A 26,440-nucleotide genomic window follows, 5' to 3' on the forward strand; every position below is an offset into this window, starting at 1 on the left:
TCCCTATAGGTAAAACGTTATGCACTATTGTTAGCAAGCTAGAACGATGAAAACAATGGCTATGGATCAATCTTGTAGAACTACTTGGCAATGTAAGGTTCCGCAAAGAAGACGTTGCTAAGCTGGACATTAGACCGCGAAAACCCTAAATTAGCGGTGACTTTCGCGAGGTTTGAACGATGAATATTAAGGCGTTATTCACGCTACTATCCCTTATTGTGCTATTCGCCCTTGGTGGCTGCCAATTGGCCCCGAGTGACGGCTCGGCTACAGCCGAACAGGTTGCGAACGAAACAGCGGATGTGCCGCGGGCAACCTTCTATCGGCCTTATGAAATTCATCATGCCAAGGTTACCGCCACCCGTTTAGCACCAGTGCAAAGTGTTGCTTGCGACGAGCATGGTGGTGTGCCGAGAGCGCAGTTAGCGTTATTGCGCCAAGCCGATGAAATTGGCGCTAATGGCGTGGTATTAGAACGTTGCGCCGAAGTCCATAGTGCCGAGTGTGTACTTGCCTATGAATGTCGAGGCCACGCGTACGAAATTGACGACCGCCGCGAGGGTCAGGGTGATGAGTCACAAGGTTCACCCATTGAGCAACCCGCAATCTGGTTTTAGCTTACCGCCGTACTTTTACTAGAAAGTTGTATCACAAGTAGTAACGCAAATGGGCAGAGGGAACACTCTGCATGCACAGCGAGGAAGCATCATGTTAGTAGGAAATCGCCAAAGTGATTTAATCGGACAAACCGATTTATTAAAAGTCCCTTCACTCTCGCGCTTAACCGGTTGCGACATTTATTTGAAATGCGAGTTTCAGAATCCAGGCGGTTCGATTAAAGATCGTGCAGCAAAGCAGTTAATTGATGATGCCATGGAGCGCGGCGAATTATCGTCTGGCATGACCGTGGTTGAGGGGACTGCAGGAAATACCGGAATTGGCTTGGCGTTGGTTGCCAAGTCTTATGGTTTGAATATGTTAGCGGTAATGCCGAATGACCAAACCAAAGAAAAAGAGCGGATGATCACCATGCACGGGGGGCAGCTAAAAACCGTTGATCCCGTGCCGTTCAAAAATCCGAACCACTTTTACCACACCGCGCGCCGATTAGCTGAGGAAAACGCCGATTATTGGTGGGCAAACCAATTCGAAAATACCAGTAATGCGCGGGCGCATTACTTGCACACGGGACCTGAAATTTGGCAACAAACGGCAGGTAAAATAGATGTGCTGGTTTCGGTTGCTGGCACGGGTGGCACCATCGGTGGTAATTCACGTTATTTAAAAGAACAGAATCCAGATATTGACGTTTGGTTAGCCGATCCGGATGGCTCTGGCATTTATTCGTTCCTTAAAACCGGTGAGTATGTTTCTGAAGGCGGCTCAATGACTGAAGGCATCGGTATCATGCGTTTGGTCGATAACTTTAAAGAAGCGCAAATTGACCATGCAGTTAACCTACCGGACCAAGATCTGATCAGCTTGTCGCGTTATGTTCAGCAGCAAGACGGCATTGTGTTGGGCAGCAGTTCGGCATTAAACGTTGCCGGTGCACTGGCGGCAGCACTCTATCACGGCCCGGGCAAGTGTATAGTGACCTTTGCTTGCGATTTGGGTGATCGTTCGGCAAGTAAGCTATACAACCCAGAATACTTGACTGGACGAGGTCTGAAGCTCGAGCCGGAGCCGATAGCGTCGCTTTTAGCGCGTTACCGTGAACTGGGTGACGCTATTCTTACCGTGAAGTATCGCGGCGACTAAACGAGCTAGAGGGCGTTATGCGGCGACTTTTGTGCATTGTATTGCTGAGTTTTTTCGCAGCTAGCGCGCATGCGCAGCAATCTGCCGCACCGTTGGCGGACATCAAGCCGCCACAAATTTTAGAAATCGCGCACCGTGGTGCATCGGGGTATTTGCCGGAGCACTCCCGTGCGGCATTGGTGATGGCGCACGCGCTTGGCGCTAACTTTATTGAATTCGATGTGCAATTGAGTCGTGACGGTGTACCCGTGATATTGCACGATGTGATGTTAGATGCGGTGACCAATGTCGCCGCTGTCTATCCGCAACGACATCGCAGCGACGGCCACTATTATGTTGTCGATTTCACGGTTGCAGAGTTGCGTGCGCTAGCGTTGCAGCCGCGCCGTAATGCTCAACAACAATTACTTTATCCCAACCGTTTTGCGCGGACAGATGTAGATTTTGCCATCACAACCTTGGCGCAACAGTTAGCCCTGCTGCAAGAACTCAACCGTGTGCGCGAGCGCGACGTCGGGGCTTATATCGAAGTGAAATCCCCGCGCTGGTACCGTGATCAACGTCTTGACCCGACCGCTGCACTGATGACCGTGTTGGAGCAAGCGGGTTATAGTAATCAAGCGCGACCCACGCCTATTTTTATCGAGTCCTTCGATCCTGAACCCTTGCGTCGAATTCGCACCGAATTCGACTGTGACCTGCCATTAATTCAGTTAATTGGTGAAAACGCGTGGAATGAGGCACCGGTCGACTTCAGTGCCATGCGAACCTCAGCAGGTTTGCAAGCACTCACTGGCGTTGTTGACGGTGTAGGTGTGTGGTGGCCGCAAGTTATATTGGGGGTCGATGAACAGCAACAGCCGCGTTACAGTCAGCTAGTGAGCATGGCCCACAAAGCCGGATTGGTCGTGCACGCCTATACCCTGCGTGAGGAGGGTTTGCCTGACTTCATTGGCAGTTATCGGCAACTACGGCAGTGGTTAAAAAACGCGGGTGTGGATGGCTTGTTTACCGATTACCCTGGACGTCGCTGAACGTTAAACGCATTCGATAGCCGTCTACGCCATCATCATAATAGCCGGGTAATATATCGACAACGGCAAAGCCTAAATGCTCATAAAGACCAATTGCGGCGCGGTTATCACATTTAACTTCTAACGATAACGCAGAGCCGCCGCGTTGCTTCACCAGCGCCATTAACTGCAATAGCAAGCGTTTGCCCAGGCCAGTTCCCTGCGCCGCTTTAGCGACGGCAATGGAATACAACCGCCAGCGCGTGCTATTACGCCGGCTTAATAACATGCCATAGGCCAGCAATTCACCGTCGCGTTCGGCTATTTCAATGTGGCAACTGTGGGCATTGAGCAAGTGGCGGAAACTGCGGCGTCCAATTCTGCTGTAATCAAAACTCTCAGCTTCCAGTTGCAGTAAGGCGGTTAAGTCCTGCAGGGTTGCAGGACGTAACTGTACTTCACTATTTTTCATCGAGGCGCCTTGCAAAATCCGCCATGATAATGCGGTAAAGCTCGTCGCCTAGGTGCAGATCCTCGACCCCAGATTCAATAGATGGGTTGTCATTGATCTCGATGATCACAGGGCCTTTGTGGGTCATTTTCAAATCAACGCCATATAGCCCATCGCCGATTAAACGCGTTGCTTGTAACGCAGTCTTCACCACATCTTTGGGCACTTGGTGCACGCCTTCCGTGGTAAATGAACCACTCTTTGCGCGGCCTTCGTTGTTGTGGTTGTAAATCTGCCAATGGTTACGCGCCATAAAGTATTTACAGGCGTATATTGGGCGGTTATTTAAAATACCAATACGCCAATCAAAGTCGGTCGGCATAAACTCTTGTGCCAACAGAATGGTCGACTTCTCAAACAACCGCGCTGCCACTTTTTCAAATGCCTCTTGGTTCTCGGCTTTTTCTACACCTATCGAAAACGAACCGTCCGGTATCTTTAACACAATTGGGTAACCCAAGCGGCTGCCGATGCCTTCGTAGTCGATGTCATTTTGGCTTAACAAAAGCTCCGTACGCGGCGTCGGGATACGATGCTTATCCAACAATTCTTTCAGGAAGACCTTGTTGGCGCATTGCAGTATCGAGTGTGGTGCGTCAATCACTACCATGCCATTGGCTTCTGCTTTTTTAGCAAAATGGTAGGTGTAATGGTTTATCCGTGTGGTTTCACGAATAAACAGCGCATCAAATTCGAGTAAGCGGTTAAAGTCTTTTTGGGTAATGAGTTCCGCTTCAATATCACAGCTCTTGGCCGCTTTAATAAATTGCGCCAACGCTTTTCTATCGCTGGTAGGAATGGCCTCGTCCGGGTCGTGTAAAATAGCCAAGTCGTAGCGATATTCTTTCGGCGTTCGAGCTTTTCGCCAAACCCTTTTTGAGAAGGCGTCTAAAGCGTCACCGAAAAAGGTTTGCTGTTCATCATTTAGTTCGCTCAACGCACCCGCACGCAGTTGGTTAATAAACCAACGGCCTTCGTTACTCAGTTCCACCCATATAATTGGACACGGATAGCGCTCGAATAATTGCCGTGCAAAGCCAGCCATTGCCGGCTGCTGCGTTTGCCCAAAGCAAATTAACACCGTTACTGAAGACTCTTGGCGTTGGTCGAGCTGTTTACTCAGATTCTTGTCGATGGGCGACATTAACTGGTAGTGCGAGAAGTTCGCCAAATCGTTAATGGTCGATACCGACGGCATAATGCGTTGGCCACGGGCTTCGGCTAACAAACTCACGTAGTAACCGGTCGATAAATAGCTTAGATCACCACATAAGTTGAGCGCGTATGAACGGCTTTTCAGCGGGTTACTTTGCAGGTACTCGCTGGCGGTAATCAATGTCTGGCTGGGGTAATATGGTTGCCAGTCGGCAATGTCATCAACAATTACATGAGCAGATTGCTGCATAGTCAGCTTAAATCCTTAAAAAAATGAGTTCAGGCAAACGCCGAATGCGTTTTACTCCGAGTTAATGCAATTTACTAGTGTTTTATTTACCTTAGCAAAAGTTTTCTTAAATTCATTGATCGAAGCGGGGGCCTTTGCGCTATTCTTGAATATCTACCAGAAAAAAAGATAGGGAGATCACGGGGATGCTAACGCTAATTGCGAAGTTGCTTCGTGCACTAAATTCGGAGACGAGTCCTTGGGCACTGGCTATGGCCGTGGTGCTGGGGATGATAATGGGGCTGACGCCATTATGGCGCGTTCATAACGTAATTATTTTATTGGCAGCACTATTGTTCAGAATAAATCTCACCGCATTCTTGCTGTCTTTTGCTGTTTTCTCTGGGTTGGCGTATTTGTTCGATCCACTATTCCATGACGTTGGCTTAGCAGTGTTAGAAGCACCGAGTTGGCAAGGCATCTATCAAGCCATTTACCAAACAGCGATTGGTCGTCTAACCCAGTTTTACCACACTATCACCATGGGTAGTGTGATCTGCTCGTTACTGTTTGCGCCCATCTTAGCGGTTGTGACCTATTTTATTGTGGTGAATTATCGCCGCCGAATTCAGGCGTGGTTCAATAAATTGAGAGTGGTGCGCGCAATTCAAGCTAGCCGCATTTGGCAAATTTACACAGGGCTGCGGGGGTAAGTTATGCAACGGAGTGTTATTCGCTGGCCAGGCTTGATGGTCTTTGTCGGCATTATTGTTCTACTCACGGCGTTTTCATGGTTATTCCTCGATAATCTGTTGCGCTGGGGAATGGAACGCACATTAGGACGCTTAAACGGCGCGGAAGTAAATATTGCAAAAGTAGAGCACCATTGGGTGCCTTTAGGGCTTAAAGTTTCGGGCGTACAAATCACTGACCCCGCCCAACCGCTACAAAACCGTTTAGTGGTGGGTGAATTAGAAGCCAACATTGAAGCTGATCAACTGCTATTGGGGCGGGTGGTGATCGACCAAATGACCGCTGCTGGTATTCGCATTGCGCAACCGCGGCAGAGTGAGGGTGAAGTTTACGCGCCAGTGTCTGAACAGGCCAGTGATCTCGCTGGCGCGGGTTGGGAACAGCTGAACGCGACGCTACCCTCGGTCGAGGAAATCGTTGCCAAAGTTGGCTTACAAACCGATACGGTAGTGAGTGAAGCGAAGCAAAAGCTGGAAGCACAAAAAACAGCATTCAATGAAGCGAAGCAAGCATTACCGAGCAAAGAAAAAATCCAACAGTATCAAGAAAAGATTAAAGCAATCACGTCCGGAAAAATTAGTGGTGCCGAAGACTTGGCTAAACGTAAACAAGCGTTGGATGATCTGAAAGCGGAGATCAAACAAGACAAGCAAGCGGTTAAGACGTTTAAAGAGGAAGTTGGCAACAGTAAGGATCTGCTGCAGCAGCAATTGGCCGCGGTTAAGAATGCGCCGGGCAACGACATCGATCGGATTAAGCAGTTTTTTAATCTCGACGGTAGCGGCTTAGGCAATATCACTGGCTTACTGTTTGGTGACCAAGCCCAGCAGTGGAGCCAGTATGTACTCCTGGCTTATGAACAAGTTGCGCCAATGATGGCACGTTCGGGCAATGATGACTCGGTGAAACCTGTGCGCGGTGAAGGCCAGTGGATTTCCTTTGTTGATGAAGATGCGAAGCCGGAATTCTTGATCAAAAAAGCTAAAACCGAAATCCAGTTGGGTGCTACTACCGTTGATGTTGATTGGCAGAATATCACCCACCAGCATCAGCTGTTGGGTCAGCCCACCACCTATCAAGCACGCGCCGACAATAATGGCTTATGGGATTCCTTTAACCTCAATGGCGAAATCGCCCTCACTGATATGGGGTTTGATTCACGGCAACAGTGGCAGTTGCGCGGTGCACAATTGCAGCAGTTAACACTGAGTCAGTCGGATAAGCTGTCGGCAGTGATTAGTTCCGCTCGACTGAATAGCGACGGCGACGTAAACGTTCGTAACAGCGAGTTAGGTGGTAGTGCTGGGATGCGCTTCAGCGATATGGTGATGCAGGCGGACGGCAGTAGCCAACTGACTAAAACCATCGCTGGCGCATTGCAAAAGCTTGAGCGACTAGACATTCGCACCAAGTTGAGTGGTAACTTAACCAACCCATCGTTGCAGTTACAGTCTGATCTTGACCAACAACTGGGTCAGTTGATGAGTGGCGCACTGAGTGCGCAATCAGAGGGTAAATTGGCCGATATTAAGGCCAAACTCAGCGAGCAAATTGCACCGGTGGTTGGTGATTACCAAGGTGTGTTAGACACTATTGGTGGCTCGGAAGAGACCGCCGACAACCTTGACCAGCAACTCGAAGAGCTGCTGAAAGCCAAGGTCGAGGACAATCTTAAAGACTTGCTGAAAGGCAAACTGTTCGGCAATTAACCGAACCAGTTAAACAATGCAATGGCGATGCTTAACCCAATGGTTGGTACCACCAGTGTTACCGCGGCGAGCGGCCAATAGGCTGCTTGGTGCGTTTCACCGCAGATTGCGCGGATGGTTGTAACCACGTAACCGTTGTGTGGCAAGGAATCCAAGGCCCCAGAAGAAATGGCCACAATGCGATGTAACTGCTCGGGGTTAACGCCAGCATTAATGTAATGTGGGCCAACCTCTGGAAGCGCGATGGCTTGTCCGCCAGATGCCGAGCCCGTTAAGCCAGCGATGACACTCACGGCAATGGCCGCTCCGACTAACTCATTGCCCGGAATGTGGGTCATGGCTTGCACTGCCTCGTGGAACGCAGGGGTGGCTTTTGCGATACTGCCAAAGCCGACAACGGCGGAGGTATTACCAATGGCAATTAACGCGCCGGTGGTGGCTTCGCCGATGGCTTTTTGCGGAGTGTGAAAGTGGCGGAAATTAATCAGGCTAATGGTAATGACACCACCCAGTAATGCCACGATGAGTGCGTTTTGATGAAGCTCGCCACTAAACATAAATGATAATGCCAAGATCACCACTAACGGGATAAAACCGCTAACTGGAGAGGGCAGCTCGCGTTCAGGTAGATCGGGGTCGTCGGCGCGAGCGATAAACTGTTCACCGTTGGCTACGGCATTGGCAATCATGCGTTTTAACCACCAGTAGCCTAAGCTAGCCATGATCACGGCCACCACAATACTGACTTCCCAGCCGGCGTATGGCGATGTGCCTAAATATTTTACTGGAATCCAGTTTTGGATTTCAGGTGAACCGGCGGAGGTCATGGTAAAAGTGATCGAGCCAAAGGCGAGCGCTGCTGGAATAAAACGACGCGGCAGGTTGGCGTCTTTAAACAGGCTTAGCGCCATCGGGTAAACCGAAAATGCGACAATAAATACGCTGACCCCTCCGTAGGTTAAAATGGCACAAGCCAAAACCACGGCCAATAGTGCCTGGCGTTTTCCCAATTTGGTAATAATCCAGCGCGCGACACTTTCCGCGGCGCCCGTGTCTTCCATTAATTTACCGAACAGCGAGCCGAGCAAGAACATGAGGAACCACGCTTGCAAAAAGCCGGCAAAGCCCTGCATATAACCTGACACAAATGTGAAATCACCATTAAAAACAGGGATGCCACTAAACAATGCAACAATCAGCGCACAAACAGGTGCGGTAATGAACAAGTTCATGCCGCGCATGGTGAGTACAATCAGTAGCAACAGCCCAAGTCCGAGGCCGATAAAACTACTCATGATGTTCCCCTTTTTTATTTTTTGTTGTTATAAGCTACCGTCTTGGTGCTCTTGGAAAACCGGCAATGACCAGCGATAGCGGATGGCTGTTAACCGTAGCAAGAGTGTGGCTAACATGCCAACAGACAATGCCGCCACGGCATTCCACTGCATCACAATCACATAAGCGCTGGCGCCAACCACACAGGTGGTGGCATACAGCTCGCCTTTTAATACCATCGGAATATCGCGCGCTAAAACATCGCGAATCATCCCGCCGAAGCAAGCTGAAATAGTGCCCATAACGACGGCGATAAAAGGTGAAAAGCCCGCCATTAAGGTTTTTTGCGCGCCCATTGTAGCGAAAAATGCGACCCCAACGGCATCCGCCACCAATAGTGTGGTAATCGGAATATAGGCTTTAAAGCGCAACCAGATAATGGTTAATACTGCTACCGCTAAAATGCAGTAAAGGTAAGTTGGGTCGGTGGTCCAAAAAACCGGTAAGCCCAAAATAAGGTCTCGCAATGTTCCGCCGCCAATAGCGGTCACCGACGCTAAAACGATGACGCCGAACCCATCCATGTGCTTACGAAACGCCAGTAAAGTCCCAGAAATAGCAAAAACGGCTACTCCAGCCAAATCGGTCCAGTAAAAAATCTGTTCCATGGTCGCCACCGAGATTGATAATACTTCGCTCAGTGTCGCATGAACAGCGATGAAAGCCTAGTGAACGGGGTGGCTATTTTGCAGACAAGGCAGTATGATATATGTCATGTTTTAGGAGGTAGTGTTCATTCATGGCAGACGACGTTCAGACACAAGTGGATCTTACGCAAACCCGTCACGACACCTCAGGGATGCCGCGAGACGACGAGCTGTTGCCCACTCTTGTGATTATGTGTCACCCCAACCCAGAGCGGGTGGGCGAACAAGCAATTCTTTTAGATCTTTGGCGTGACGGTGAGGCCTATGTAAGCCGCAATGCCCCAGAGTTCTCACGCTATGGTGGATTGGGCCAAGCGTTAATGGACACTTATATCAGCCGCTCGCCGGTAATCTTCCAGCGTGACGGTCATAAGGGTGTGCGTATTCGTACCCACCACACCAACACGCGTTTAACTATCGCCGAACGCACACCGCAAGAAGACTATGCGGTGAGTGAGGAAGAGTTACAAGAAGGCTGCGCAATTACTCTAAACGATCGCATCGTACTGTTGTTGAAACTGTTGCCCCCGCAAGATCCGCCGCAGACCCCAGACTACGAACTACAAGGTATCAGCAGCGATTTGCTGAGTGTCCGCACGCGCATCGAACGTATCGCAGGGCTTGATGAGCCTGTATTGATTCGGGGCGAAACAGGTACGGGTAAAGAGTTGGTGGCACAAGCCATCTACAGTAATAGCCAAAGGGTGAATAAGCCGTTTGTGTCGGTTAATTTAGCAGCAATGCAAGACTCTCTAGCGGCAGCAGAGCTTTTTGGTGCACAGAAAGGGGCGTTCACTGGCGCTAATAGTGATCGAGAAGGTTACTTCAGTGCGGCCGACGGTGGCACATTGTTTCTCGATGAAATAGGCGAAGCCTCGGCCGATGTACAAGCGATGTTGTTGCGCGCCATTGAAACGGGTGAAATTTACCCAGTGGGTTCGACCCAGCCAAAAAACATCAACGTTCGGTTACTGGCCGCAACCGACGCCGACTTGGAGTCCTTAAGCGAGACTGACGGTTTTAAACTGCCGTTACTACACCGCTTATCCAGTTATCAGATTTTCTTACCGACGCTTCGCGACCGCAAAGAGGACATTGGCATTTTATTCCAACATTTTGCTAAGCAGCAGTGGCGTCGTATTCACCCAAATGACCATGACCAGCGGCCGTTACCGGTCACTCCCACAGCACTAATGAACCAATTGCTGCAGTTCCCATGGCCGGGCAACGTGCGGCAACTGCGCAATGTTGCGAGGCAGGTGGTTATCGACAGCCGCGAGGCTGAATTTTTGCAAATGGATCCGCAACTGTTGTCGATGTTGCGCCCACAAACCCGTGATGGACAAAAGTTGAGCACGCGTTCGGCGTCGTCAAGTAAGCGTCGTCCAAACAGTATTAGCCGCGAAGAACTGGTGGCTGCGTTAGAAAATAATCGCTTTGAACTACAGGCTACGGCTGAGCAACTAGCGATTTCTCGCGCTTCAGTTTATCAGTTGATTCAGCGCAACAAAGGGCTGCAAACCGCACAGGATATTGATAAAGCGGTGCTAGCGGAGTGCTATGAAAGCTGTGACGGTGATACCGAGCAAATGATGTGGGAGCTGCGAGTATCACAAATTGGTTTGCGCAGGCGGCTAAAATCGTTAGGCTATGACGTTTAGCCAATAAACCTAACGGTGGGGACTTGTTATTGTAAATAACAGTCCCCATCTCGTTTTATAATCATAACAATTTACACCCAGAATACGTTGAGGTAGCTAGCATGGATTTGATTAATACGGCACACGCACAAGGCGCGGGCGCAGCTCAGAGCGGCGGAACAATGCAACTTGTGTTCATGTTATTAATGTTCGGTGTGATCTTTTACTTCATGATCTTCCGGCCACAGAAAAAACGCATGAATGCGCATAAAGAGCTGATGGCGTCTATGAGCAAAGGTGACGAAGTCCTTACTCAAGGCGGTATGGTGGGTAAAATTACCAAAATCAGTGCTGAAAAAGACTTCATCGTTATTGCCTTGAACGAAGAAATGGAAGTGACTGTACAAAAAGCGTCAGTGACGGCTGTTTTGCCTAAAGGCACCATGAAATCATTGTAATCCATAACCACCACAAGAGAAGGGCACGACGTGTTAAATAAATACCCGTTGTGGAAAAATCTGCTGGTCATTATAGTTATCGCCGTGGCAGCGCTGTACGCGCTGCCAAATCTTTATGGCGAAGAGCCTGCCGTGCAGATTTCCGCAAGCCGCAATGCCGAACTCACACCAGCTACGCTGGATACTGTCCGTTCGACACTTCAACAAGAAAATATCAGCGCTAAGTCAGTAGCATTAGAAAACAACCAAATTCTGGTGCGCTTGAAATCTGATAAAGACCAATTAGCAGCGAAAGACGCCATTATTGATAGCTTGGGTGACTCGTATATTGTTGCCCTTAACCTAGCGCCAGCAACGCCAAGTTGGCTGGAAAGCATAGGCGCATCACCAATGAAGCTAGGTTTGGACTTACGTGGCGGTGTGCACTTCTTGATGGAAGTGGACATGAACGAGGCTTTAGAGAAAATTCAAAACGGCATGACCGACAGCCTGCGTTCACAGTTTCGTGAAGAGCGTATTCGTTATACGGATATTTCGGTCGATGGTCGTGATATCGAATTAACACTTCGTACCGTTGAGGATGCGCAGCAAGCGAGAAGTTTCTTGGATAATCGCTTTCAAGGTTACACCCTGAAAAACAACGACGCGGACTCAAAACAAGTTATTCTGCACATGACTGAGCAGAAGTTGAAAGAAACACGTGACTACGCCATTTCGCAGAACATTACCATTATGCGTAATCGAGTGAATGAACTTGGTGTGGCGGAACCACTGATTCAGCGCCAAGGTGCCAACCGTATTGTGGTTGAGTTACCCGGTATCCAAGATACCGCACGGGCAAAAGAAATCTTGGGAGCGACTGCAACCCTAGAGTTCCGTATGGTAGATACGGATAACAGTGTGCGGGATGCGATCAACGGTCGGGTGCCGTATGGTAGCCAATTATTACCAATGCGCGACGGACCTCCGCAACTATTGAAAGATGACATCATTCTTACCGGCGATCATATTGTAAATGCGTCTGTTGGTTACGATGAGTATAACCGTCCGCAGGTCAATATTAGCCTTGATGGTGTTGGCGGAAACAAAATGTCTTTAGCCACTAAGGACAATGTTGGCAAGCCGATGGCGACCGTATTCATTGAATACGAAGCGACCGGCACACGCGACGCCGAAGGCAACATGCAGTTTAAGAAAAATGCTGAGGTTATTAACGTAGCCACCATTCAGTCGCGCTTGAGTAGTCAATTCCGGATCACTGGCGTGGGCGCTCAGGAAGCGCAAAACCTTGCGTTGCTGCTGCGTGCAGGTGCTTTGATTGCCCCTATTCAAATTGTTGAAGAACGCACGGTGGGTCCAAGCCTAGGCCAAGAAAACATCGATCGCGGTACCCAAGCGATTGTTTGGGGTTTCATCTTGGTCGTGTTGTTTATGATGGCTTACTACCGCAAGTTCGGTATGGTTGCCAACCTCGCGCTCTTTGCTAACGTGATTTTGATCATCGGGGTGATGTCGATGATTCCAGGGGCGACACTGACTTTGCCGGGGATGGCGGGTATTGTTTTGACCGTTGGCATGGCAGTGGACGCTAATGTGTTGATTTTCGAGCGTATTCGCGAAGAAATTCGTGCTAAACGGAGTCCGCAACAAGCGATTCACCACGGTTACGATAGTGCATTTTCAACCATCGCTGATGCGAACGTTACCACACTGATAGCCGCGTTGATTCTGTTTGCCGTTGGTAACGGTCCAGTGAAAGGTTTTGCGATTACTCTGGCCATTGGTATTGTCACGTCAATGTTTACCGCTATTGTAGGAACTCGAGCCGTTATTAACGCGGTTTGGGGCGGTAAAAAAATTAAGAAGCTATCGGTCTAGGGGGACGCATGAGAGAAATCATAAATACCGAACAGACGCTGGGCTTCATGAAGTTGCGGAAAATTGCCGCAGCCTTCAGTATTATTTTACTCATTGTCTCTATCACGTCGCTGGCGATTAATAAGTTGAACTTCGGCTTGGATTTCACCGGTGGAACGTTAATAGAAGTGAACTTTCAGAAGCCAGCAGATTTGAATAATATCCGCGAGGTTATGAAGGAAGCTGACTATTCGGACGCCGTGGTTCAGGCCTATGGCACAGAGCGTGACGTCCTGATCCGGTTAGCGCCAAGAAATAATGTAAAAGCTCAAGAACTCGGTGACCAAGTACTGCAAACTCTGCGAGCGGGTATTGACGATAAAATCGCCGTACGTCGGATTGAGTTTGTCGGTCCGAATGTGGGTGATGAGTTTGTTATCCAAGGTGGTTTGGCAATGCTGGTCGCGTTGCTTTCTATTTTGCTCTATATCGCAATACGTTTTGAATGGCGTTTGGCGGTAGGTGCCGTTACAGCATTGGTACACGACGTTATTATCACCTTAGGTTTGTTTTCGGTGTTGGGGCTGGAGTTTGACCTAACGGTTATGGCGGCTGTGCTAGCGGTGATCGGTTACTCTATCAACGATACCGTGGTGGTGTTTGACCGTATACGGGAGAACTTCCGTAAATACTCGAAACTCACTCCGTTGCAAACGATCAACCGCTCGCTAACCGATACCATTAGCCGTACTCTGATTACTTCAGGAACGACGATTTTGGTATTGCTGGCGCTGTTCTTCTTAGGCGGACAGCTGATCCATGGTTTTTCTACGGCACTATTATTTGGCATTTTCATTGGAACCTACTCGTCGATTTATATCGCTAGCGCGGTAGCGTTCTGGTTGGGTGTTAGTCGTGAAGACTTAATGCCTACTGAAGTCGAGAAAGAGGGTGCGGATCTGGATCCAATGCCTTAAAGTATTGCTGTCAGGTCAATCAAAAAAGGCCGGCTTGTCCGGTCTTTTTTATCGCCGTAAGCCTTAATTTTCGCGAATAGAGCCTACACTATGCAACATAATGAAAAATTTCTGCAGCTCGTTAACCGCTTAAAGCCTCTAGTTCAGGAATGGCCAGAAGCGGATATTGATGGATTTCGGCGTCAGTATCCTAACGGTTTAGTGGTTGATGTGCGCGAAGACCGCGAGTGGGATGCTGGCCGTGTCCCCGGCGCTGAACACATGGCACGCGGCGTGCTGGAACGCGATATCGAGAACCAGGTAAGCGATCCAAACGTACCCATTCTGCTGTATTGCGGAGGAGGCTACCGGTCTATTTTAGCTGCCGCATCGTTGCAGCAAATGGGCTATCGTAATGTTTGGTCGCTAGCTGGTGGTTATCGGAGTTGGAGCCAGCAGAACAGTGGCATAGAACGAGCGTCAAGCGAGAAGGAATAAATCATGTTAGCAGTGGTTTCGCCAGCGAAAAACTTGGACTACGAATCGGATACTCCTGCCGTTAAGGCATCGCAACCACGGTGGTTAGATCGCGCTGAGCGATTGGTTGAAATTTGCCGTAAGATGTCGCCGCAAGAGCTCGGCTCGTTGATGAAAATCAGTGATAAATTAGCGGGCCTTAATGCAGCGCGGTTCGAACAATGGCAAAGGCCTTTTACCGGCGATAATGCGCGTCCGGCATTATTTGCGTTTAACGGCGATGTATACGCGGGTTTAGAAGCGAGTAGCTTAAGTGCCGACGAAATTGACTACGCGCAGAGCCACCTGCGAATTCTGTCGGGTCTTTACGGCGTATTGCGACCGCTAGATTTAATGCAACCTTACCGGTTAGAGATGGGAACCAAGCTGGAAAACCCAGCAGGCAAAAACCTTTATGATTATTGGGGCGACAGTATAGCCAAAGCACTGAATGAAGATATGCAAGAAGCGGACACGCAGCTGCTCATTAATCTTGCCTCGAACGAGTATTTTTCAGCGGTCGACACCAAGGTGCTGAAAGGCGATATCATAACTCCCGTATTCAAAGATGAGAAAAACGGTAAATATAAAATTATCAGTTTTTATGCGAAGAAAGCGCGGGGTATGATGGCGCGCTTTATCTTGAACGAAAAACCACGTTCAGTGTCTGACTTAAAGCAGTTTGACACTGCCGGCTACCAATTTAATGAAGCTGCCTCAGAGGGCAATACATTGGTATTTCATCGTAAAGAGAACGCGTAGAGCGCGGTGAATAGGAGATTTTCGATGAGTGAACAACCACAGCAACCTAACGACGACTACAGCGAACAGCGCTCGGGCAATCGCGGCACTATATGGGGCGTTGTCATTATTCTAGTGCTGGCCGCAGCGGCCGCTGTTTGGTGGTTTGTCAATCAGGATGCGGAACCAAAAGCGCCTGCAAAAACGACGATGGAAATACCGCAACAGCCACAGGAAAAGACCGTGGAGCCAGAGCCTGAACCTGAGCCGCAAGCGCCAGCGATGGAAGAAGCAAGCACCGATGAAGATGATCAGACGGCAATGGCAGCAGAACCCGAACCGGAACCAGAAGTGGTATTACCGGAATTGGGTGAAAGCACACCGACCGTATTGCAACGTTTAGATACCAGCGACATGAACATTCAGCCATTGAAGAGTTCGCAGTTAATTCGCGATGCAGTGGTGTTGGTCGACAACTTACGCAATGGCTTAGTGGTACGTGACCGTACCATTGTGCAGCGTCCTGAAGGCCGCTTTAGTGTAGTTGAAGTAGACGATAAATTGTATATTGATGAAGTCAGTTATCACCGCTATGACACCCTTGTCGATTGGTTTGTCAGTTTAGATCCGCAAGCGTTGGTCGATAACTTAGATTACTTCTATCCACTCGTTGAAGAAGCCTACGGTGATATTGGCTACCCAGACAAGCCTTTCACTGAGTCGTTGCTAGAAGCGATTAACGTATTGTTGGACACACCAGTGCCAGACTCGCTGGTGGAAGTGAAAGACGACCAAGTGATGTACACCTATGCCGACCCTGCGTTAGAAGCATTGCCGCCTGCGCAAAAACAATTGTTGCGTATGGGCCCAGCAAATATTCAACGGGTGAAAAAGCAGTTGCGCAACATTAAAGCCGCGCTGCAACAAAGTGAGGTCAGTCAGTGATAGACGACAAGCAAGTCGATACTATTCCAGCCGACGTGGTGGGCAAAATGCCACGTCGTGAAAGCCGTTTTTTACGTTGGTTGGGGCGCGTCGGAATGCGTCTGATGGGCGGTTGGAAAATTAACGGTGAACTCCCCAACGTGAAAAAAGCCATTATCCCTGTAGCGCCACATTCCTCAAATTGGGATTTCCCGATCGGGGTGTTTGTGATGTTTGCGCTGGGTATGAAGCTGAATTACTTTGGCAAAAAAAGCCTTTTTCGGTTTCCGCTTAATGGCTTGATGCGAAAATTGGGAGGGATCCCCATTGATCGCAGTGCCGCCAATGGCGTGGTTCAACAAATGGTTGAGCAATTCAAAAAGCAACCAGAATTGGTGTTGGTGATTGCCCCTGAAGGCACTCGTAAAAAAGTGAATGAGTGGAAAAAAGGCTTCATTCATATTGCTCAACAAGCTCGCGTGCCAGTCGTTCCGGTGGTCATGGACTATGCGCGCAAGGTTATTGATATCGGTCCTGCGATAATGATTGGCCACGATATCGAGGTTGAGTTGAAACGAGTGAAAGGCTTTTTCTCTCACGCGGTAGGGAAAAATCCGGAGTATTGTTAATGCGACATCTGCTGCGTAATCTCGTCTGCGCTGTTTTGCTGTTAAGTTTCACTGGCGCCACAGTGGCTGCGGAATTTTGGCAGAGTGATTGGCAAATTCCTGAAAAATGGGCCACTAAGCAGTTACTCATTCGCCCTATCACCGAAGCCGACAGCCAAGCGTTGTATTACACCTACATGGACGCTCAGCAAGCCTTATACCAGCAATTGGGTTGGAGCTGGCCGTCGGCAAAAACCTCCATTGAGCAAAATCAGTCGATGGTGCGTTACCATCTTAGCCAGTGGCAAGATAAATCGGCATTTACCTATGTGGTGATTATCCCACAAACGTCTCGAATAATCGGCATGCTTTACATGGTACCGGTTCTGGATAGCCATGAATCGTCGCCGGGGATAGATACCGAACATTTTAATGCCGAGGTGAGTTGGTGGCTCACCCCGTCCGCCTACGATGACGGCCTACAAAATCTTTTCTTCACCCAATTATTGAAATGGCTACACAAAGATTGGCCGTGGCAACAAATTTTACTGCCAGTATCTGACCACAACGCGCCAACCCTGACATTGTTGCAGGACAGTGTGGCACGGGCGTTAGGTCACGACCAAGATCTGCAACAGCGGTTTTTCGCCCTGACCTTAAACTAGCGTTGGTGAAGCTACTGCCTATTTTGCCGAGTTGTGCTATGATCGCGCACAATTTTGACGCGTAATTAAGTAAAATTAAGGACACACCATGAACCTGATTGAAGGTGGTATTGCCGCGAAAGGCAAAAAGTTTGCGATCGTTGTCGCTCGCTTTAATCACTTTGTCGTCGATAGCCTGCAAGAGGGCGCAGTGGCGACATTAAAGCAATACGGTCAGGTTAACGATGATGACATCACCGTCGTTAAAGTACCGGGTGCCTATGAAATGCCAGTCGCTGCCAAGCGTTTGGCAGCATCAGGTGAATATGATGCCATTATTGCCATTGGTGCAGTCATCCGCGGTGGTACGCCGCATTTTGAATTTGTTGCCGGTGAATGCAACAGTGGGCTTGGTCGCGTAGCCACCGAATATGGTCTCCCAGTTGCCTTCGGTGTGATCACCGTCGACAGTATTGAACAAGCGATTGAGCGCAGCGGTACTAAAGCTGGCAATAAGGGTGCTGAAGCTGCCCTCAGCGCATTGGAAATGGTTAACGTGTTGGAGCAACTGTGAATAACAGCACAATGAAACCAGCGGCTCGTCGCCGCGCCCGCAAGCTAGCGGTACAAGCAATTTACTCTTGGCAGCTGTCAGGCAACACGCTCAGTGACATCGAAGCGCAGTTTCTTACCGACAACGATGTCAGCAAAATTGATGTCGACTATTTCCTCGATTTAGTGCGCGGCGTAGGTAGTTATGCCACGTCATTAGATGAGGCTATGGCACCGTTTGTTGACCGGCCGCTGAAAGATCTTGATCACGTAGAGCGTGCTGTTCTGCGCATTGCTTGCTACGAATTACGTGAACGCGTTGATGTGCCGTACAAAGTGGCGATTAACGAAGCAATCGAGCTAGCAAAATCGTTCGGTGCTGACGACAGCCACCGTTTTGTAAATGGCGTATTAGACAAAGCGGTTGACACACTTCGCCCAGCCCGCCAATAGCGGTTGTTAGCGTGGACGAATTCAACCTCATTGACGCGTTTTTTGCGCGCCATCAATCGCGCCGTCGCGATGTCGTTATCGGCATCGGCGATGACGGCGCGGTAGTACAGCCTGCTGCCGAACATGAATTGGTGATCGCCACCGACACTATGGTTGAAGGTGTTCACTTTGATAGCACCACTCCTCCCCGCGCTTTAGGGCATAAAATTGCCGCGGTAAATATCAGCGATCTTGCCGCTATGGGTGCCGAGCCCAGTTGGTTGACGCTAGCGCTGACACTGCCCCGAGTTGATCGAGATTGGTTGGAAGAATTTTCCGCCGGGCTGTTTGAAATTGCCGACTATTACCACTGCGCACTAGTTGGTGGCGACACCACTCGCGGCCCATTAACTCTCACCGTCACCGCTCAAGGGCAATTGCCCAAGGGCAAGGCCATTAGCCGCGGTAAAGCAAAGCCGGGCGACTGGATTTATGTCAGTGGTGACCTAGGTGATGCTGGGCTCGGTTTAGCGGTGTCGCAGCAGCGCGTTGAAGTAGCGTCTCGGCATTTGAAGCGGGTTTACGATAAACTGCACTACCCAATGCCACGAGTGGCCCTAGGGCAAGCCTTACGAGGCATTGCAAGCGCCTGTATCGACGTTTCAGACGGCTTGTTAGCCGATCTTGGGCAAATCCTAAAGCAATCGAATTGCGCTGCTCAGGTGCAAATTGACAAGCTGCCACTATCGCTCGCACTCACCGAAACTCTGGAAGCCGAGGATGCGCTGCGTTATGCGCTTACCAGCGGCGACGATTATGAACTGTGCTTTACCTTACCCGAGCAACACCGCGGCCAACTAGAAACACGCATCGCTCATACCGCCATCAAACCGGTGTGTATTGGCCAAGTGGTGGGCGGTGACAAAGGCAAAATTCGCTTGCGTGATGGTGCTGACGAGTGGCAGTTTGCGGCGGCGGTGCAACCCGGCTATAACCATTTTAACGACAACGACTGACGATGAATTTAGCCTATAACTTAACTTGGAAAAATCCACTGCACTGGCTTGCTATCGGCTTTGGCTCTGGGTTGCTACCTAAGGCGCCAGGCACATTCGGTACCGTTGCGGCTATTCCGATTGTGCTGCTAATGCACGCCTATTTGTCCCCGACGCTTTATCTACTCGTGCTGTTGTTAATGACGTTGGCGGGTGTGGCTATTTGTGCAATGACCGCGAAACATATGGGCGTGCATGACCATCCTGCCATCGTCTGGGATGAAATCGTTGGCTATGCCATTGCCATGTTTGCTTTGCCGGCTAGCTGGCCGTGGCTGCTCGCGGCGTTTGTGTTATTCCGCTTTTTTGATATCCGTAAGCCATTACTGATCGGGTGGTGCGATCGTCGCTTACATGGCGGCTGGGGCATTATGATGGATGATGTGGTGGCGGGTATGGTTAGTGCCGTTATCTTGCAAGTGGTTGCTTGGCAAGTCGGTGCCTAAACCGACACCGAGCTGATAAATCGCCAACAACGATCGACTAGCGACCGAAGCGCTGCTGAATTTGTGCCAAAATGCCTGCGCTATCCAAGCCTAGGTCGGCACGAACCTCCGCTTGTGAACCATGCTTAATAAATTGGTCCGGTAGCCCAATGGTCAATATTTGTGGCTGAGTCTTCGCGTTAGCCGCAAAGTATTCTAGCACGGCACTCCCCGCTCCCCCTTGAATCACGTTTTCTTCTATCGTGACAAATTGCGAGTGGCTGTCACCTAAGCGCGCTAGCATCTCGCTATCAAGCGGCTTCACAAAACGCATATCTACTACGGTGGCATCCAATTGTTCTGCTGCTTGCATGACTTCTGGCAGTAACGTACCGAAGTTGAGTAACGCGATTGTTTTGCCTTCACGCACGAGCTTGGCTTTACCTAACTCGACCTGCTCGGTAATGGCGCCGAGCGCCACACCAGTACCATTGCCGCGCGGATAGCGCACCGCTGCTGGCTGTTTGGCGTAGTAAGCGGTGGTCAGTAAACGACGACATTCAGCTTCATCGCTTGGCGCCATCACCAACATATTTGGAATACAACGCAAGTAGCTAAGGTCGAACGCTCCTTGGTGCGTTGGGCCATCAGCACCAACGATGCCGGCACGGTCGATCGCGAACACTACCGGCAAGTTTTGCAACGCGACATCGTGAATTAACTGGTCATAGCCACGTTGCAAAAAGGTCGAATAAATCGCCACGACTGGGCGTTTCCCGGCAATGGCAAAACCTGCCGCCAAGGTAACCGCATGTTGTTCGGCAATCGCCACGTCGAAATATTGTGCGGGGTAGCGCTTAGAAAACTCGACCATGCCCGAACCCTCACGCATGGCTGGGGTAATGGCCATTAACTCACTATCGCGTTCCGCCATTTCACAAAGCCATTGTCCAAAAATCGCCGAATAGGAGGGGGTTGCCGATGGCTTTGACGGTAATTCGTGAATATCCGGATTGAACTTTGGTACCCCGTGATAGCCGATAGGATCATTCTCTGCCGGGGTATAACCTTTGCCTTTTTGGGTAACAATATGGAGTAGTTGCGGGCCATTCATTTCGCGCATATTGGCCAGCGTGCGTACCAAACTCTCGACGTCATGGCCGTCAATGGGGCCAATATAGTTAAAGCCCAACTCTTCGAAAATAGTGCCTGGCGCTACCATGCCCTTCATGTGCTCTTCGGCGCGGCTGGCTAGGTGTTTGACATGCGGCATGCCACTTAATAGCTTTTTCCCGCCTTCGCGCAGCGAGGTATAAAACTTACCCGATAGTAGGCGGGCAAAATGTTGGTTTAGCGCACCAACATTTTCTGAAATCGACATATCGTTGTCGTTCAGGATAACCAACATATTCGGTTTGATATCGCCAGCATGGTTCATCGCTTCAAACGCCATTCCTGCTGTCATTGCGCCATCGCCAATCACGGCGACCACCTTTTCTGGATCAGGGCGCTGCTGCGCCGCTACCGCCATACCTAATGCGGCACTGATAGAGGTGCTGGAGTGGCCTACACAAAGGGTGTCGTAAGGACTTTCTTCGCGCCATGGGAAGGGGTGCAGGCCGTCTTTTTGGCGAATGCTTTGCAACTGGTGCTTGCGCCCAGTAAGAATTTTATGAGGATAGGCTTGGTGACCAACATCCCACACTAACTGGTCTTTCGGCGTTTGATAGACATAGTGCAGCGCCACCGTCAGCTCCACGGTGCCTAACCCTGACGCTAAATGGCCACTGCTTTGGCTGACCGACTGCAACAGGAACTCGCGTACCTCGTCACACAGTTTCGGTAGTTGCTGTGGCTGCAGACGACGCAAGTCATCTGGGCTATCAATCGTATCCAGTAATGGGTAATGTTTTTCTGCGGTCATGTAATCAATGATCCCGATTTAACAGGACGTTGGCAAGTTGTTCTAGTCGATCGGTATTGTAAGGGATTGCGGCCAGTGAATGTAGCGCTTTCTGGTGTAAATCTTGAATTCGTTGTTGAGCGCCACTCAGTCCTAGCAATTTTACATAGGTGGCTTTATCGGCGGCTAGGTCTGAACCTTGCGGTTTACCCAGTACTTCGGTGGAGGCGGTCACATCGAGGACGTCATCTTGCACTTGAAAGCCCAGCCCTAAGGCATCGGCAAACTGGTCAAAGGCTTCGCGGTATTGCTGTACGTCTTCGGTACCGCAGAGCACGCCTAGTTGTACCGCAGCACGAATCAGAGCGCCGGTCTTTTTACGGTGTAACTGCGCTAACGCTGCTTCATCAATCACTTGCCCCGTTGCGGCCAAATCTAGCGCCTGGCCGCCACACATCCCTAGGTCGCCAGAGGCGCTTGCCAATGCCTGCACCATTTGCAGTTGCTGGGTAGCAGATACTTGCCAGCCATGTTGGCTATCACTGAGTAATTCGAACGCCAAGGTTTGTAAGGCGTCGCCGGCTAAAATCGCGGTGGCCTCGTCAAAGGCTTTGTGACAGGTGGGTTGGCCACGACGTAGGTCATCATCATCCATCGCTGGCAGGTCATCGTGAATTAGTGAGTAAGCGTGGATGGCTTCAACCGCTGCTGCGGCGCGCAAAGCATCATCAGCGGCACCCTGGCAGGCCTCGGCAACGCTCATGGTAAGGTACGGCCGCACCCGTTTTCCGCCGAGCAGTAAGCCATGCTGCATGGCTTTTTGCAACTGTGCTGTAGCAGGACGACGACGCAAGTAATCTTGTAAAAACGCGTCTAGTTGCTGGCGCACATTCGCGGTCAGATCATTGACAGTCACGCAGGCGTCTCGCCGTTGTCGTTGTTGGGTTGTGCAAAGTCGGCGAGCTGCTCGTCACCGTTCTGGTTGAGCAATTGCTGCACTTTTTGCTCTGCCGCTTGTAGTTGTTGTTGCGACAGGCGCGACAGTTTGACGGCTTGCTCGAACTTTTCCAACGCTTGTTCTAACGGCAGTTCGCCTTGCTCAAGATCGTGTACGATGGCTTCGAGTTGTTGTAGCGCTTGTTCAAATGAAGGATTTTTGCCCGCACTCATAGAGTTTGCCTACTAGTTATTTGGCGCTCAAATTAACCTAGAAGCGAGAAAGGGTCAAATTCCCTCGTAAAGAATTCGCGCTTGGCGCCGATGTTATTAGACACAGTGACAAAGACAATGCTTGTCACCGACTTTGTGATGATTAAGAATAGCTGAGAAAGAACGTAACTTGCTATGGTGGAGGAAAGCTGAGTGGATATAGCAACACTGGTTGGCATCTTAGGTGCCATCGGCCTAGTCGTTGTCTCTATGGTATTAGGTGGAGACCTCGGACTATTTATCAACATCCCCTCAATCTTCATCGTATTTGGCGGTTCGATTTTTATTACCCTTTCTAACTTTACCCTGTCGCAATTTTTGAACGCCGGTAAGGTCGCGGTAAAAGCCTTCGTATTCAAAATCGAACATCCGCAAGAGCTGATCGATAAAGCCGTAGAAATGGCAGACTCTGCGCGCAAGGGCGGTTTTCTGGCGCTTGAAGAGGCAGAAATTCCTAATAACTTTTTCCGTAAAGGTATCGACATGTTGGTCGATGGTCACGACGCTGACGTTGTTCGCCAAACCCTGAATAAAGACATTCAAATGAGTTATGCGCGGCACGAAGAAGGCGCACGGATTTTTAAAATTATGAGTGATATCGCTCCGGCGATGGGGATGATCGGTACCCTGATCGGCCTGGTTGCGATGCTCTCGAACATGGACGATCCAAAAGCAATCGGCCCAGCCATGGCGGTAGCCTTGTTGACCACCCTCTATGGTGCCTTTATTGCTAACGTCATTTGTATTCCCGTGGCGAATAAATTAATCCTTCGCGCAGATCAAGAAAAACTCAACCAAAACCTGATTTTGGATGCCATTCTCGGTATTCAAGACGGTCAAAACCCACGCGTGATCGACGGTTTATTACGTAACTATCTGGCAGAATCAAAACGCGCTGATGCGGGTGATGACGAGTAACGCTTATGGCCGCTTCTGAAGAACAAGAAGATTGTAACTGCCCACCACCCGGGTTACCGATGTGGATGGCGACGTTTGCCGACTTGATGACCCTGTTGATGTGTTTCTTCGTGTTATTGTTGGCGTTCTCGGAAATGGATGTTTTGAAGTTCAAGCAGATTGCTGGCTCGATGAAATTCGCGCTGGGCGTGCAAAACAAAATCGAAGTCAAAGATATTCCTAAAGGTACCAGCGTGATTGCTCAGGAATTTCGCCCTGGGCGGCCGGAACCTACGCCGATAGAAACCATCCAGCAACAAACCGTGGAAATGACTCAACAAATGCTCGACTTTCAAGACGGCGAATCGGATTTTGCTGGCGGCCAACAACGCCAAAGGGGTGGTACAGACTCGCCTGAACAAGATAAGCAGCAGGCGATGCAACAACAAAAGCAGCAGCAACAGCAAGAACAAATGTCTGAGAGCATGAAGGAACTGCTGAAACGACTGCAGGATCAAATGCAAGAACAAATCGAGAATGGTGCGCTAGAGCTTGAGCAACTGGGTCAGCAAATACTGATTCGGATAAAGGAAAAGGGATCTTTCCCGGCGGGGTCGGCATTTTTGCAACCTCAGTTCCGTCCGATTATTCGCAAAGTGGCTGAGCTGTTAAAAGACATTCCTGGTGAAATTACTATTTCAGGACACACCGATAATCGCCAAGTGGTGTCAGAGATGTATAGCTCCGGCTGGGATCTGTCAAGCGCCCGAGCCGTCGCGGTTGCTGAAGAAATGTTAAAGGTCAAAGACTTTGGTGAAGACCGAATGGTGGTGATGGGGTATGCCGATACCAAACCATTAGTGCCGAATAACTCTGCCGAAAACCGTGCCATTAACCGTCGCGTTGATATTGCTATTATGCAAGGTAAAGCCAAAGAATCGGATCCGATTGATGTGACTGGCCCTGCTCCAGAAACCCCTGCGCAATAGTCGAGCGCTGGCACATAAAGCTTGATAGCGGTATAATTCTGCGCTTTTAGCCTAGCCAGTGGGGTCATCATGCAGTTTGTCGTTCGTTTACATGCCGAGATAACGATCAAAAGTCGCTCGGTACGCAAGCGCCACGGTAAGGTTCTCACCAACAACCTGAAAAAGCTTCTACGTCCGTTAGACGACAGCCTATATGTGAAATGGCTTTGGGACCGCATTGCGGTAACGGCCGATGGCAATGACCCACAATTACGTGCCGCTATCATAGAACGCCTGCAGTGTGTGCCAGGCGTATCATGGTTTACCGAAGTGATCGAACAACCCGTGAGTGATTTTGCCACGCTGGCTGATTGGGTCTGTGACCACTGGGCGGAAAAGCTGGTGAACAAAAGCTTTGCGGTTCGAGTAAAACGCAAGGGTCACCATGATTTTTCATCGCAAGATTTGCAGCGCTATTTGGGCGGCGCGCTGCTGCGTAATGCTCAAGGCAGCTCGGTAAAACTAAAAGATCCCGAGGTCGATGTGAGTATCCAAGTCACTGACAAAGTGGTGCATATTCTCGGTGATCGTTATCAGGGCCTAGGCGGCTTCCCCATTCCTACGCAAGAAACCGTCTTGAGCTTAATGAGCGGTGGCTTCGATTCCAGTGTTGCCTCTTTTGAGTTTATTCGCCGTGGTGCCCGTACCCATTTTTGCTTTTTTAACTTAGGTGGCGATGCCCATGAAGTCGCGGTGCGTCAAATCGCTTATTTTCTGTGGCAGAAATACAGTGCTTCACACCCGATAAAATTTGTCAGCGTCGACTTTGGCCCTGTGGTGGAAGATATTCTTCAGCACGTCGATAATGGCCAAATGGGCGTGGTGTTGAAGCGCCAAATGCTTAGAGCGGCGAGTAAAGTTGCGCGGTTTACCAAAGCCCGCGCGCTTGTTACCGGCGAGGCGATGGGACAAGTATCTAGCCAAACCCTGGCGAATTTACAGGTGATTGACCAAGCGACCGATACATTGGTTCTGCGGCCATTAATCACCATGGACAAACAGGACATCGTTGACCGTGCTAAGCAGATTGGCACCGAAGCTTTGGCGAAATCTATTCCAGAGTATTGCGGTGTTATCTCTAACAAGCCTACCGTAATGGCGCAACCTGAAGTGGTGGCACAAGAAGAGGCGAAACTTGATCCTGAACTGATCGATACAGTGGTGCGCGCCGCGCAAGTCTTGAGCATGGAAGAAATTGGTGAGCAGGCGAAGCAACAAGCCGGTACGGTCACTCGATTGGAAGACAGCGAAGGGGCAGTGGTAATTGATATCCGAGCTCCCGAGGAAGAGGATGAAGCACCGTTAGAGATTGATCGCGAGGTCGTTTGCATACCTTTTTATCAATTAGCCCGTAAATTTGCGGAACTCGATCAACAACAACGGTATCTACTGTACTGTCAGCAGGGCGTGATGAGTCGCATGCAAGCGCTGCTTTTACAGGAAGAAGGCTATACCAACGTCGCAGTTTATGAAGGAGAGTAG

At 49.9% G+C, this 26,440-nt stretch carries 28 protein-coding genes; 21 read left to right on the forward strand and 7 right to left on the reverse strand.

Annotated features, from left to right (window positions below):
- Window positions 1-179: 179 nt before the first annotated feature.
- The 3 genes from CWI84_RS03960 (at window position 180) to glpQ (ending at window position 2,795) form a co-directional block, all read left to right on the forward strand.
- A complete protein-coding gene (locus CWI84_RS03960; RefSeq protein WP_126841282.1) occupies window positions 180-617 on the forward strand; it encodes an SH2 domain-containing protein in 438 nt (145 codons plus the stop codon).
- Between the two features lie 91 nt (window positions 618-708).
- On the forward strand, window positions 709-1,761 hold the full coding sequence (locus tag CWI84_RS03965) for a cysteine synthase A (protein ID WP_126841283.1): 1,053 nt from the start codon (window positions 709-711) through the stop codon (window positions 1,759-1,761).
- A 17-nt stretch (window positions 1,762-1,778) separates the two neighbouring features.
- A complete protein-coding gene (glpQ, locus tag CWI84_RS03970) occupies window positions 1,779-2,795 on the forward strand; it encodes a glycerophosphodiester phosphodiesterase (RefSeq protein ID WP_126841284.1) in 1,017 nt (338 codons plus the stop codon).
- On the opposite strand, the gene CWI84_RS03975 is transcribed toward glpQ, so the two are convergent.
- On the reverse strand, window positions 2,770-3,246 hold the full coding sequence (locus tag CWI84_RS03975) for a GNAT family N-acetyltransferase (protein WP_126841285.1): 477 nt from the start codon (window positions 3,244-3,246) through the stop codon (window positions 2,770-2,772). The two genes, glpQ and CWI84_RS03975, sit on opposite strands and share 26 nt — an antisense overlap.
- Window positions 3,236-4,690 carry a RimK family protein gene (locus CWI84_RS03980; protein WP_126841286.1) on the reverse strand — a complete coding sequence of 485 codons (1,455 nt, stop codon included), beginning with the start codon at window positions 4,688-4,690 and terminating at the stop codon, window positions 3,236-3,238. The genes CWI84_RS03975 and CWI84_RS03980 overlap by 11 nt, the downstream gene beginning before the upstream one ends.
- 185 nt (window positions 4,691-4,875) lie before the next feature.
- On the opposite strand from CWI84_RS03980, the gene CWI84_RS03985 reads away from it, so the two are divergent.
- Together CWI84_RS03985 and CWI84_RS03990 are read left to right on the forward strand one after the other, a co-directional pair.
- A complete protein-coding gene (locus CWI84_RS03985) occupies window positions 4,876-5,382 on the forward strand; it encodes a DUF2062 domain-containing protein (protein WP_126841287.1) in 507 nt (168 codons plus the stop codon).
- Between the two features lie 3 nt (window positions 5,383-5,385).
- A complete protein-coding gene (locus CWI84_RS03990; protein ID WP_126841288.1) occupies window positions 5,386-7,131 on the forward strand; it encodes a TIGR03545 family protein in 1,746 nt (581 codons plus the stop codon).
- On the opposite strand, the gene CWI84_RS03995 is transcribed toward CWI84_RS03990, so the two are convergent.
- Both CWI84_RS03995 and CWI84_RS04000 read right to left on the reverse strand, forming a co-directional pair.
- On the reverse strand, window positions 7,128-8,426 hold the full coding sequence (locus tag CWI84_RS03995) for a GntP family permease (RefSeq protein WP_126841289.1): 1,299 nt from the start codon (window positions 8,424-8,426) through the stop codon (window positions 7,128-7,130). The genes CWI84_RS03990 and CWI84_RS03995 overlap by 4 nt on opposite strands.
- 27 nt (window positions 8,427-8,453) lie before the next feature.
- Window positions 8,454-9,074, reverse strand: a complete 621-nt coding sequence (locus CWI84_RS04000; protein ID WP_126841290.1) for a trimeric intracellular cation channel family protein — start codon at window positions 9,072-9,074, stop codon at window positions 8,454-8,456.
- A 131-nt stretch (window positions 9,075-9,205) separates the two neighbouring features.
- Between CWI84_RS04000 and CWI84_RS04005 the strand changes: the two genes are divergently transcribed.
- The 13 genes from CWI84_RS04005 (at window position 9,206) to CWI84_RS04065 (ending at window position 19,942) form a co-directional block, all read left to right on the forward strand.
- Window positions 9,206-10,774, forward strand: coding sequence for a sigma 54-interacting transcriptional regulator (locus CWI84_RS04005; protein ID WP_126841291.1), 1,569 nt, complete (start codon window positions 9,206-9,208; stop codon window positions 10,772-10,774).
- 101 nt (window positions 10,775-10,875) lie between these two features.
- Window positions 10,876-11,211: a preprotein translocase subunit YajC gene (gene yajC, locus CWI84_RS04010; protein WP_126841292.1), complete on the forward strand. Its 336-nt coding sequence runs from the start codon at window positions 10,876-10,878 to the stop codon at window positions 11,209-11,211.
- 30 nt (window positions 11,212-11,241) lie between these two features.
- Entirely contained in the window at window positions 11,242-13,089 is a 1,848-nt protein-coding gene (secD, locus tag CWI84_RS04015) for a protein translocase subunit SecD (RefSeq protein ID WP_126841293.1), read from the forward strand.
- A gap of 8 nt (window positions 13,090-13,097) precedes the next feature.
- Window positions 13,098-14,045, forward strand: a complete 948-nt coding sequence (gene secF / locus CWI84_RS04020; RefSeq protein WP_126841294.1) for a protein translocase subunit SecF — start codon at window positions 13,098-13,100, stop codon at window positions 14,043-14,045.
- A 90-nt stretch (window positions 14,046-14,135) separates the two neighbouring features.
- Window positions 14,136-14,522, forward strand: a complete 387-nt coding sequence (locus CWI84_RS04025; protein WP_126841295.1) for a rhodanese-like domain-containing protein — start codon at window positions 14,136-14,138, stop codon at window positions 14,520-14,522.
- A gap of 3 nt (window positions 14,523-14,525) precedes the next feature.
- Window positions 14,526-15,302, forward strand: coding sequence for a peroxide stress protein YaaA (gene yaaA / locus CWI84_RS04030; RefSeq protein ID WP_126841296.1), 777 nt, complete (start codon window positions 14,526-14,528; stop codon window positions 15,300-15,302).
- Window positions 15,303-15,326: 24 nt separating this feature from the next.
- On the forward strand, window positions 15,327-16,226 hold the full coding sequence (locus tag CWI84_RS04035) for a DUF3014 domain-containing protein (protein ID WP_126841297.1): 900 nt from the start codon (window positions 15,327-15,329) through the stop codon (window positions 16,224-16,226).
- Window positions 16,223-16,834, forward strand: a complete 612-nt coding sequence (locus CWI84_RS04040; RefSeq protein WP_241968724.1) for a lysophospholipid acyltransferase family protein — start codon at window positions 16,223-16,225, stop codon at window positions 16,832-16,834. Before CWI84_RS04035 ends, CWI84_RS04040 begins: the two co-directional genes overlap by 4 nt.
- Entirely contained in the window at window positions 16,834-17,478 is a 645-nt protein-coding gene (locus CWI84_RS04045) for a GNAT family N-acetyltransferase (RefSeq protein ID WP_126841298.1), read from the forward strand. The genes CWI84_RS04040 and CWI84_RS04045 overlap by 1 nt, the downstream gene beginning before the upstream one ends.
- Window positions 17,479-17,566: 88 nt before the next feature.
- Window positions 17,567-18,031 (forward strand): 6,7-dimethyl-8-ribityllumazine synthase, encoded by a 465-nt coding sequence (gene ribH / locus CWI84_RS04050; RefSeq protein WP_126841299.1) that lies wholly within the window; start codon window positions 17,567-17,569, stop codon window positions 18,029-18,031.
- 11 nt (window positions 18,032-18,042) lie between these two features.
- Entirely contained in the window at window positions 18,043-18,462 is a 420-nt protein-coding gene (gene nusB, locus CWI84_RS04055; protein ID WP_126841434.1) for a transcription antitermination factor NusB, read from the forward strand.
- An 11-nt stretch (window positions 18,463-18,473) separates the two neighbouring features.
- The gene (gene thiL, locus CWI84_RS04060; protein ID WP_126841300.1) at window positions 18,474-19,457 is read left to right on the forward strand and encodes a thiamine-phosphate kinase; all 984 of its coding nucleotides are present in this window, start codon (window positions 18,474-18,476) and stop codon (window positions 19,455-19,457) included.
- A 2-nt stretch (window positions 19,458-19,459) separates the two neighbouring features.
- The gene (locus tag CWI84_RS04065) at window positions 19,460-19,942 is read left to right on the forward strand and encodes a phosphatidylglycerophosphatase A family protein (RefSeq protein WP_126841301.1); all 483 of its coding nucleotides are present in this window, start codon (window positions 19,460-19,462) and stop codon (window positions 19,940-19,942) included.
- Window positions 19,943-19,979: 37 nt separating this feature from the next.
- Here CWI84_RS04065 and dxs read toward each other — a convergent pair whose 3' ends face one another.
- The 3 genes from dxs to CWI84_RS04080 are packed head-to-tail and all read right to left on the reverse strand — an operon-like array spanning window position 19,980 to window position 22,994.
- Complete coding sequence (gene dxs, locus CWI84_RS04070) at window positions 19,980-21,845, reverse strand: 1-deoxy-D-xylulose-5-phosphate synthase (protein WP_126841302.1); 1,866 nt, start codon at window positions 21,843-21,845, stop codon at window positions 19,980-19,982.
- Between the two features lie 4 nt (window positions 21,846-21,849).
- Window positions 21,850-22,740 carry a farnesyl diphosphate synthase gene (locus CWI84_RS04075; RefSeq protein WP_126841303.1) on the reverse strand — a complete coding sequence of 297 codons (891 nt, stop codon included), beginning with the start codon at window positions 22,738-22,740 and terminating at the stop codon, window positions 21,850-21,852.
- Window positions 22,737-22,994 carry an exodeoxyribonuclease VII small subunit gene (locus CWI84_RS04080; RefSeq protein WP_126841304.1) on the reverse strand — a complete coding sequence of 86 codons (258 nt, stop codon included), beginning with the start codon at window positions 22,992-22,994 and terminating at the stop codon, window positions 22,737-22,739. Before CWI84_RS04080 ends, CWI84_RS04075 begins: the two co-directional genes overlap by 4 nt.
- A gap of 192 nt (window positions 22,995-23,186) precedes the next feature.
- Between CWI84_RS04080 and pomA the strand changes: the two genes are divergently transcribed.
- The 3 genes from pomA to thiI all read left to right on the forward strand — a co-directional run bounded on the left by pomA (window position 23,187) and on the right by thiI (window position 26,440).
- Window positions 23,187-23,951 carry a flagellar motor protein PomA gene (gene pomA / locus CWI84_RS04085; RefSeq protein ID WP_126841305.1) on the forward strand — a complete coding sequence of 255 codons (765 nt, stop codon included), beginning with the start codon at window positions 23,187-23,189 and terminating at the stop codon, window positions 23,949-23,951.
- A 5-nt stretch (window positions 23,952-23,956) separates the two neighbouring features.
- A complete protein-coding gene (locus CWI84_RS04090) occupies window positions 23,957-24,919 on the forward strand; it encodes a flagellar motor protein MotB (protein ID WP_126841306.1) in 963 nt (320 codons plus the stop codon).
- A 69-nt stretch (window positions 24,920-24,988) separates the two neighbouring features.
- Entirely contained in the window at window positions 24,989-26,440 is a 1,452-nt protein-coding gene (thiI, locus tag CWI84_RS04095; RefSeq protein ID WP_126841307.1) for a tRNA uracil 4-sulfurtransferase ThiI, read from the forward strand.

Origin of the sequence: Idiomarina tyrosinivorans, assembly GCF_003987475.1 — a bacterium.
In the GTDB taxonomy this organism is placed as follows: Bacteria; Pseudomonadota; Gammaproteobacteria; order Enterobacterales; family Alteromonadaceae; genus Idiomarina; species Idiomarina tyrosinivorans.

Excerpts from the sequence above, each read along its gene's own strand:
- CWI84_RS03960 (WP_126841282.1), top strand. The coding sequence starts at position 180 with ATGAATATTAAGGCGTTATTCACGCTACTATCCCTTATTGTGCTATTC.
- CWI84_RS03965 (WP_126841283.1), top strand. The coding sequence starts at position 709 with ATGTTAGTAGGAAATCGCCAAAGTGATTTAATCGGACAAACCGATTTA.
- glpQ (WP_126841284.1), top strand. The coding sequence starts at position 1,779 with ATGCGGCGACTTTTGTGCATTGTATTGCTGAGTTTTTTCGCAGCTAGC.
- CWI84_RS03975 (WP_126841285.1), bottom strand. The coding sequence starts at position 3,246 with ATGAAAAATAGTGAAGTACAGTTACGTCCTGCAACCCTGCAGGACTTA.
- CWI84_RS03980 (WP_126841286.1), bottom strand. The coding sequence starts at position 4,690 with ATGCAGCAATCTGCTCATGTAATTGTTGATGACATTGCCGACTGGCAA.
- CWI84_RS03985 (WP_126841287.1), top strand. The coding sequence starts at position 4,876 with ATGCTAACGCTAATTGCGAAGTTGCTTCGTGCACTAAATTCGGAGACG.
- CWI84_RS03990 (WP_126841288.1), top strand. The coding sequence starts at position 5,386 with ATGCAACGGAGTGTTATTCGCTGGCCAGGCTTGATGGTCTTTGTCGGC.
- CWI84_RS03995 (WP_126841289.1), bottom strand. The coding sequence starts at position 8,426 with ATGAGTAGTTTTATCGGCCTCGGACTTGGGCTGTTGCTACTGATTGTA.
- CWI84_RS04000 (WP_126841290.1), bottom strand. The coding sequence starts at position 9,074 with ATGGAACAGATTTTTTACTGGACCGATTTGGCTGGAGTAGCCGTTTTT.
- CWI84_RS04005 (WP_126841291.1), top strand. The coding sequence starts at position 9,206 with ATGGCAGACGACGTTCAGACACAAGTGGATCTTACGCAAACCCGTCAC.
- yajC (WP_126841292.1), top strand. The coding sequence starts at position 10,876 with ATGGATTTGATTAATACGGCACACGCACAAGGCGCGGGCGCAGCTCAG.
- secF (WP_126841294.1), top strand. The coding sequence starts at position 13,098 with ATGAGAGAAATCATAAATACCGAACAGACGCTGGGCTTCATGAAGTTG.
- CWI84_RS04025 (WP_126841295.1), top strand. The coding sequence starts at position 14,136 with ATGCAACATAATGAAAAATTTCTGCAGCTCGTTAACCGCTTAAAGCCT.
- yaaA (WP_126841296.1), top strand. The coding sequence starts at position 14,526 with ATGTTAGCAGTGGTTTCGCCAGCGAAAAACTTGGACTACGAATCGGAT.
- CWI84_RS04035 (WP_126841297.1), top strand. The coding sequence starts at position 15,327 with ATGAGTGAACAACCACAGCAACCTAACGACGACTACAGCGAACAGCGC.
- CWI84_RS04045 (WP_126841298.1), top strand. The coding sequence starts at position 16,834 with ATGCGACATCTGCTGCGTAATCTCGTCTGCGCTGTTTTGCTGTTAAGT.
- ribH (WP_126841299.1), top strand. The coding sequence starts at position 17,567 with ATGAACCTGATTGAAGGTGGTATTGCCGCGAAAGGCAAAAAGTTTGCG.
- nusB (WP_126841434.1), top strand. The coding sequence starts at position 18,043 with ATGAAACCAGCGGCTCGTCGCCGCGCCCGCAAGCTAGCGGTACAAGCA.
- CWI84_RS04065 (WP_126841301.1), top strand. The coding sequence starts at position 19,460 with ATGAATTTAGCCTATAACTTAACTTGGAAAAATCCACTGCACTGGCTT.
- dxs (WP_126841302.1), bottom strand. The coding sequence starts at position 21,845 with ATGACCGCAGAAAAACATTACCCATTACTGGATACGATTGATAGCCCA.
- CWI84_RS04080 (WP_126841304.1), bottom strand. The coding sequence starts at position 22,994 with ATGAGTGCGGGCAAAAATCCTTCATTTGAACAAGCGCTACAACAACTC.
- CWI84_RS04090 (WP_126841306.1), top strand. The coding sequence starts at position 23,957 with ATGGCCGCTTCTGAAGAACAAGAAGATTGTAACTGCCCACCACCCGGG.
- thiI (WP_126841307.1), top strand. The coding sequence starts at position 24,989 with ATGCAGTTTGTCGTTCGTTTACATGCCGAGATAACGATCAAAAGTCGC.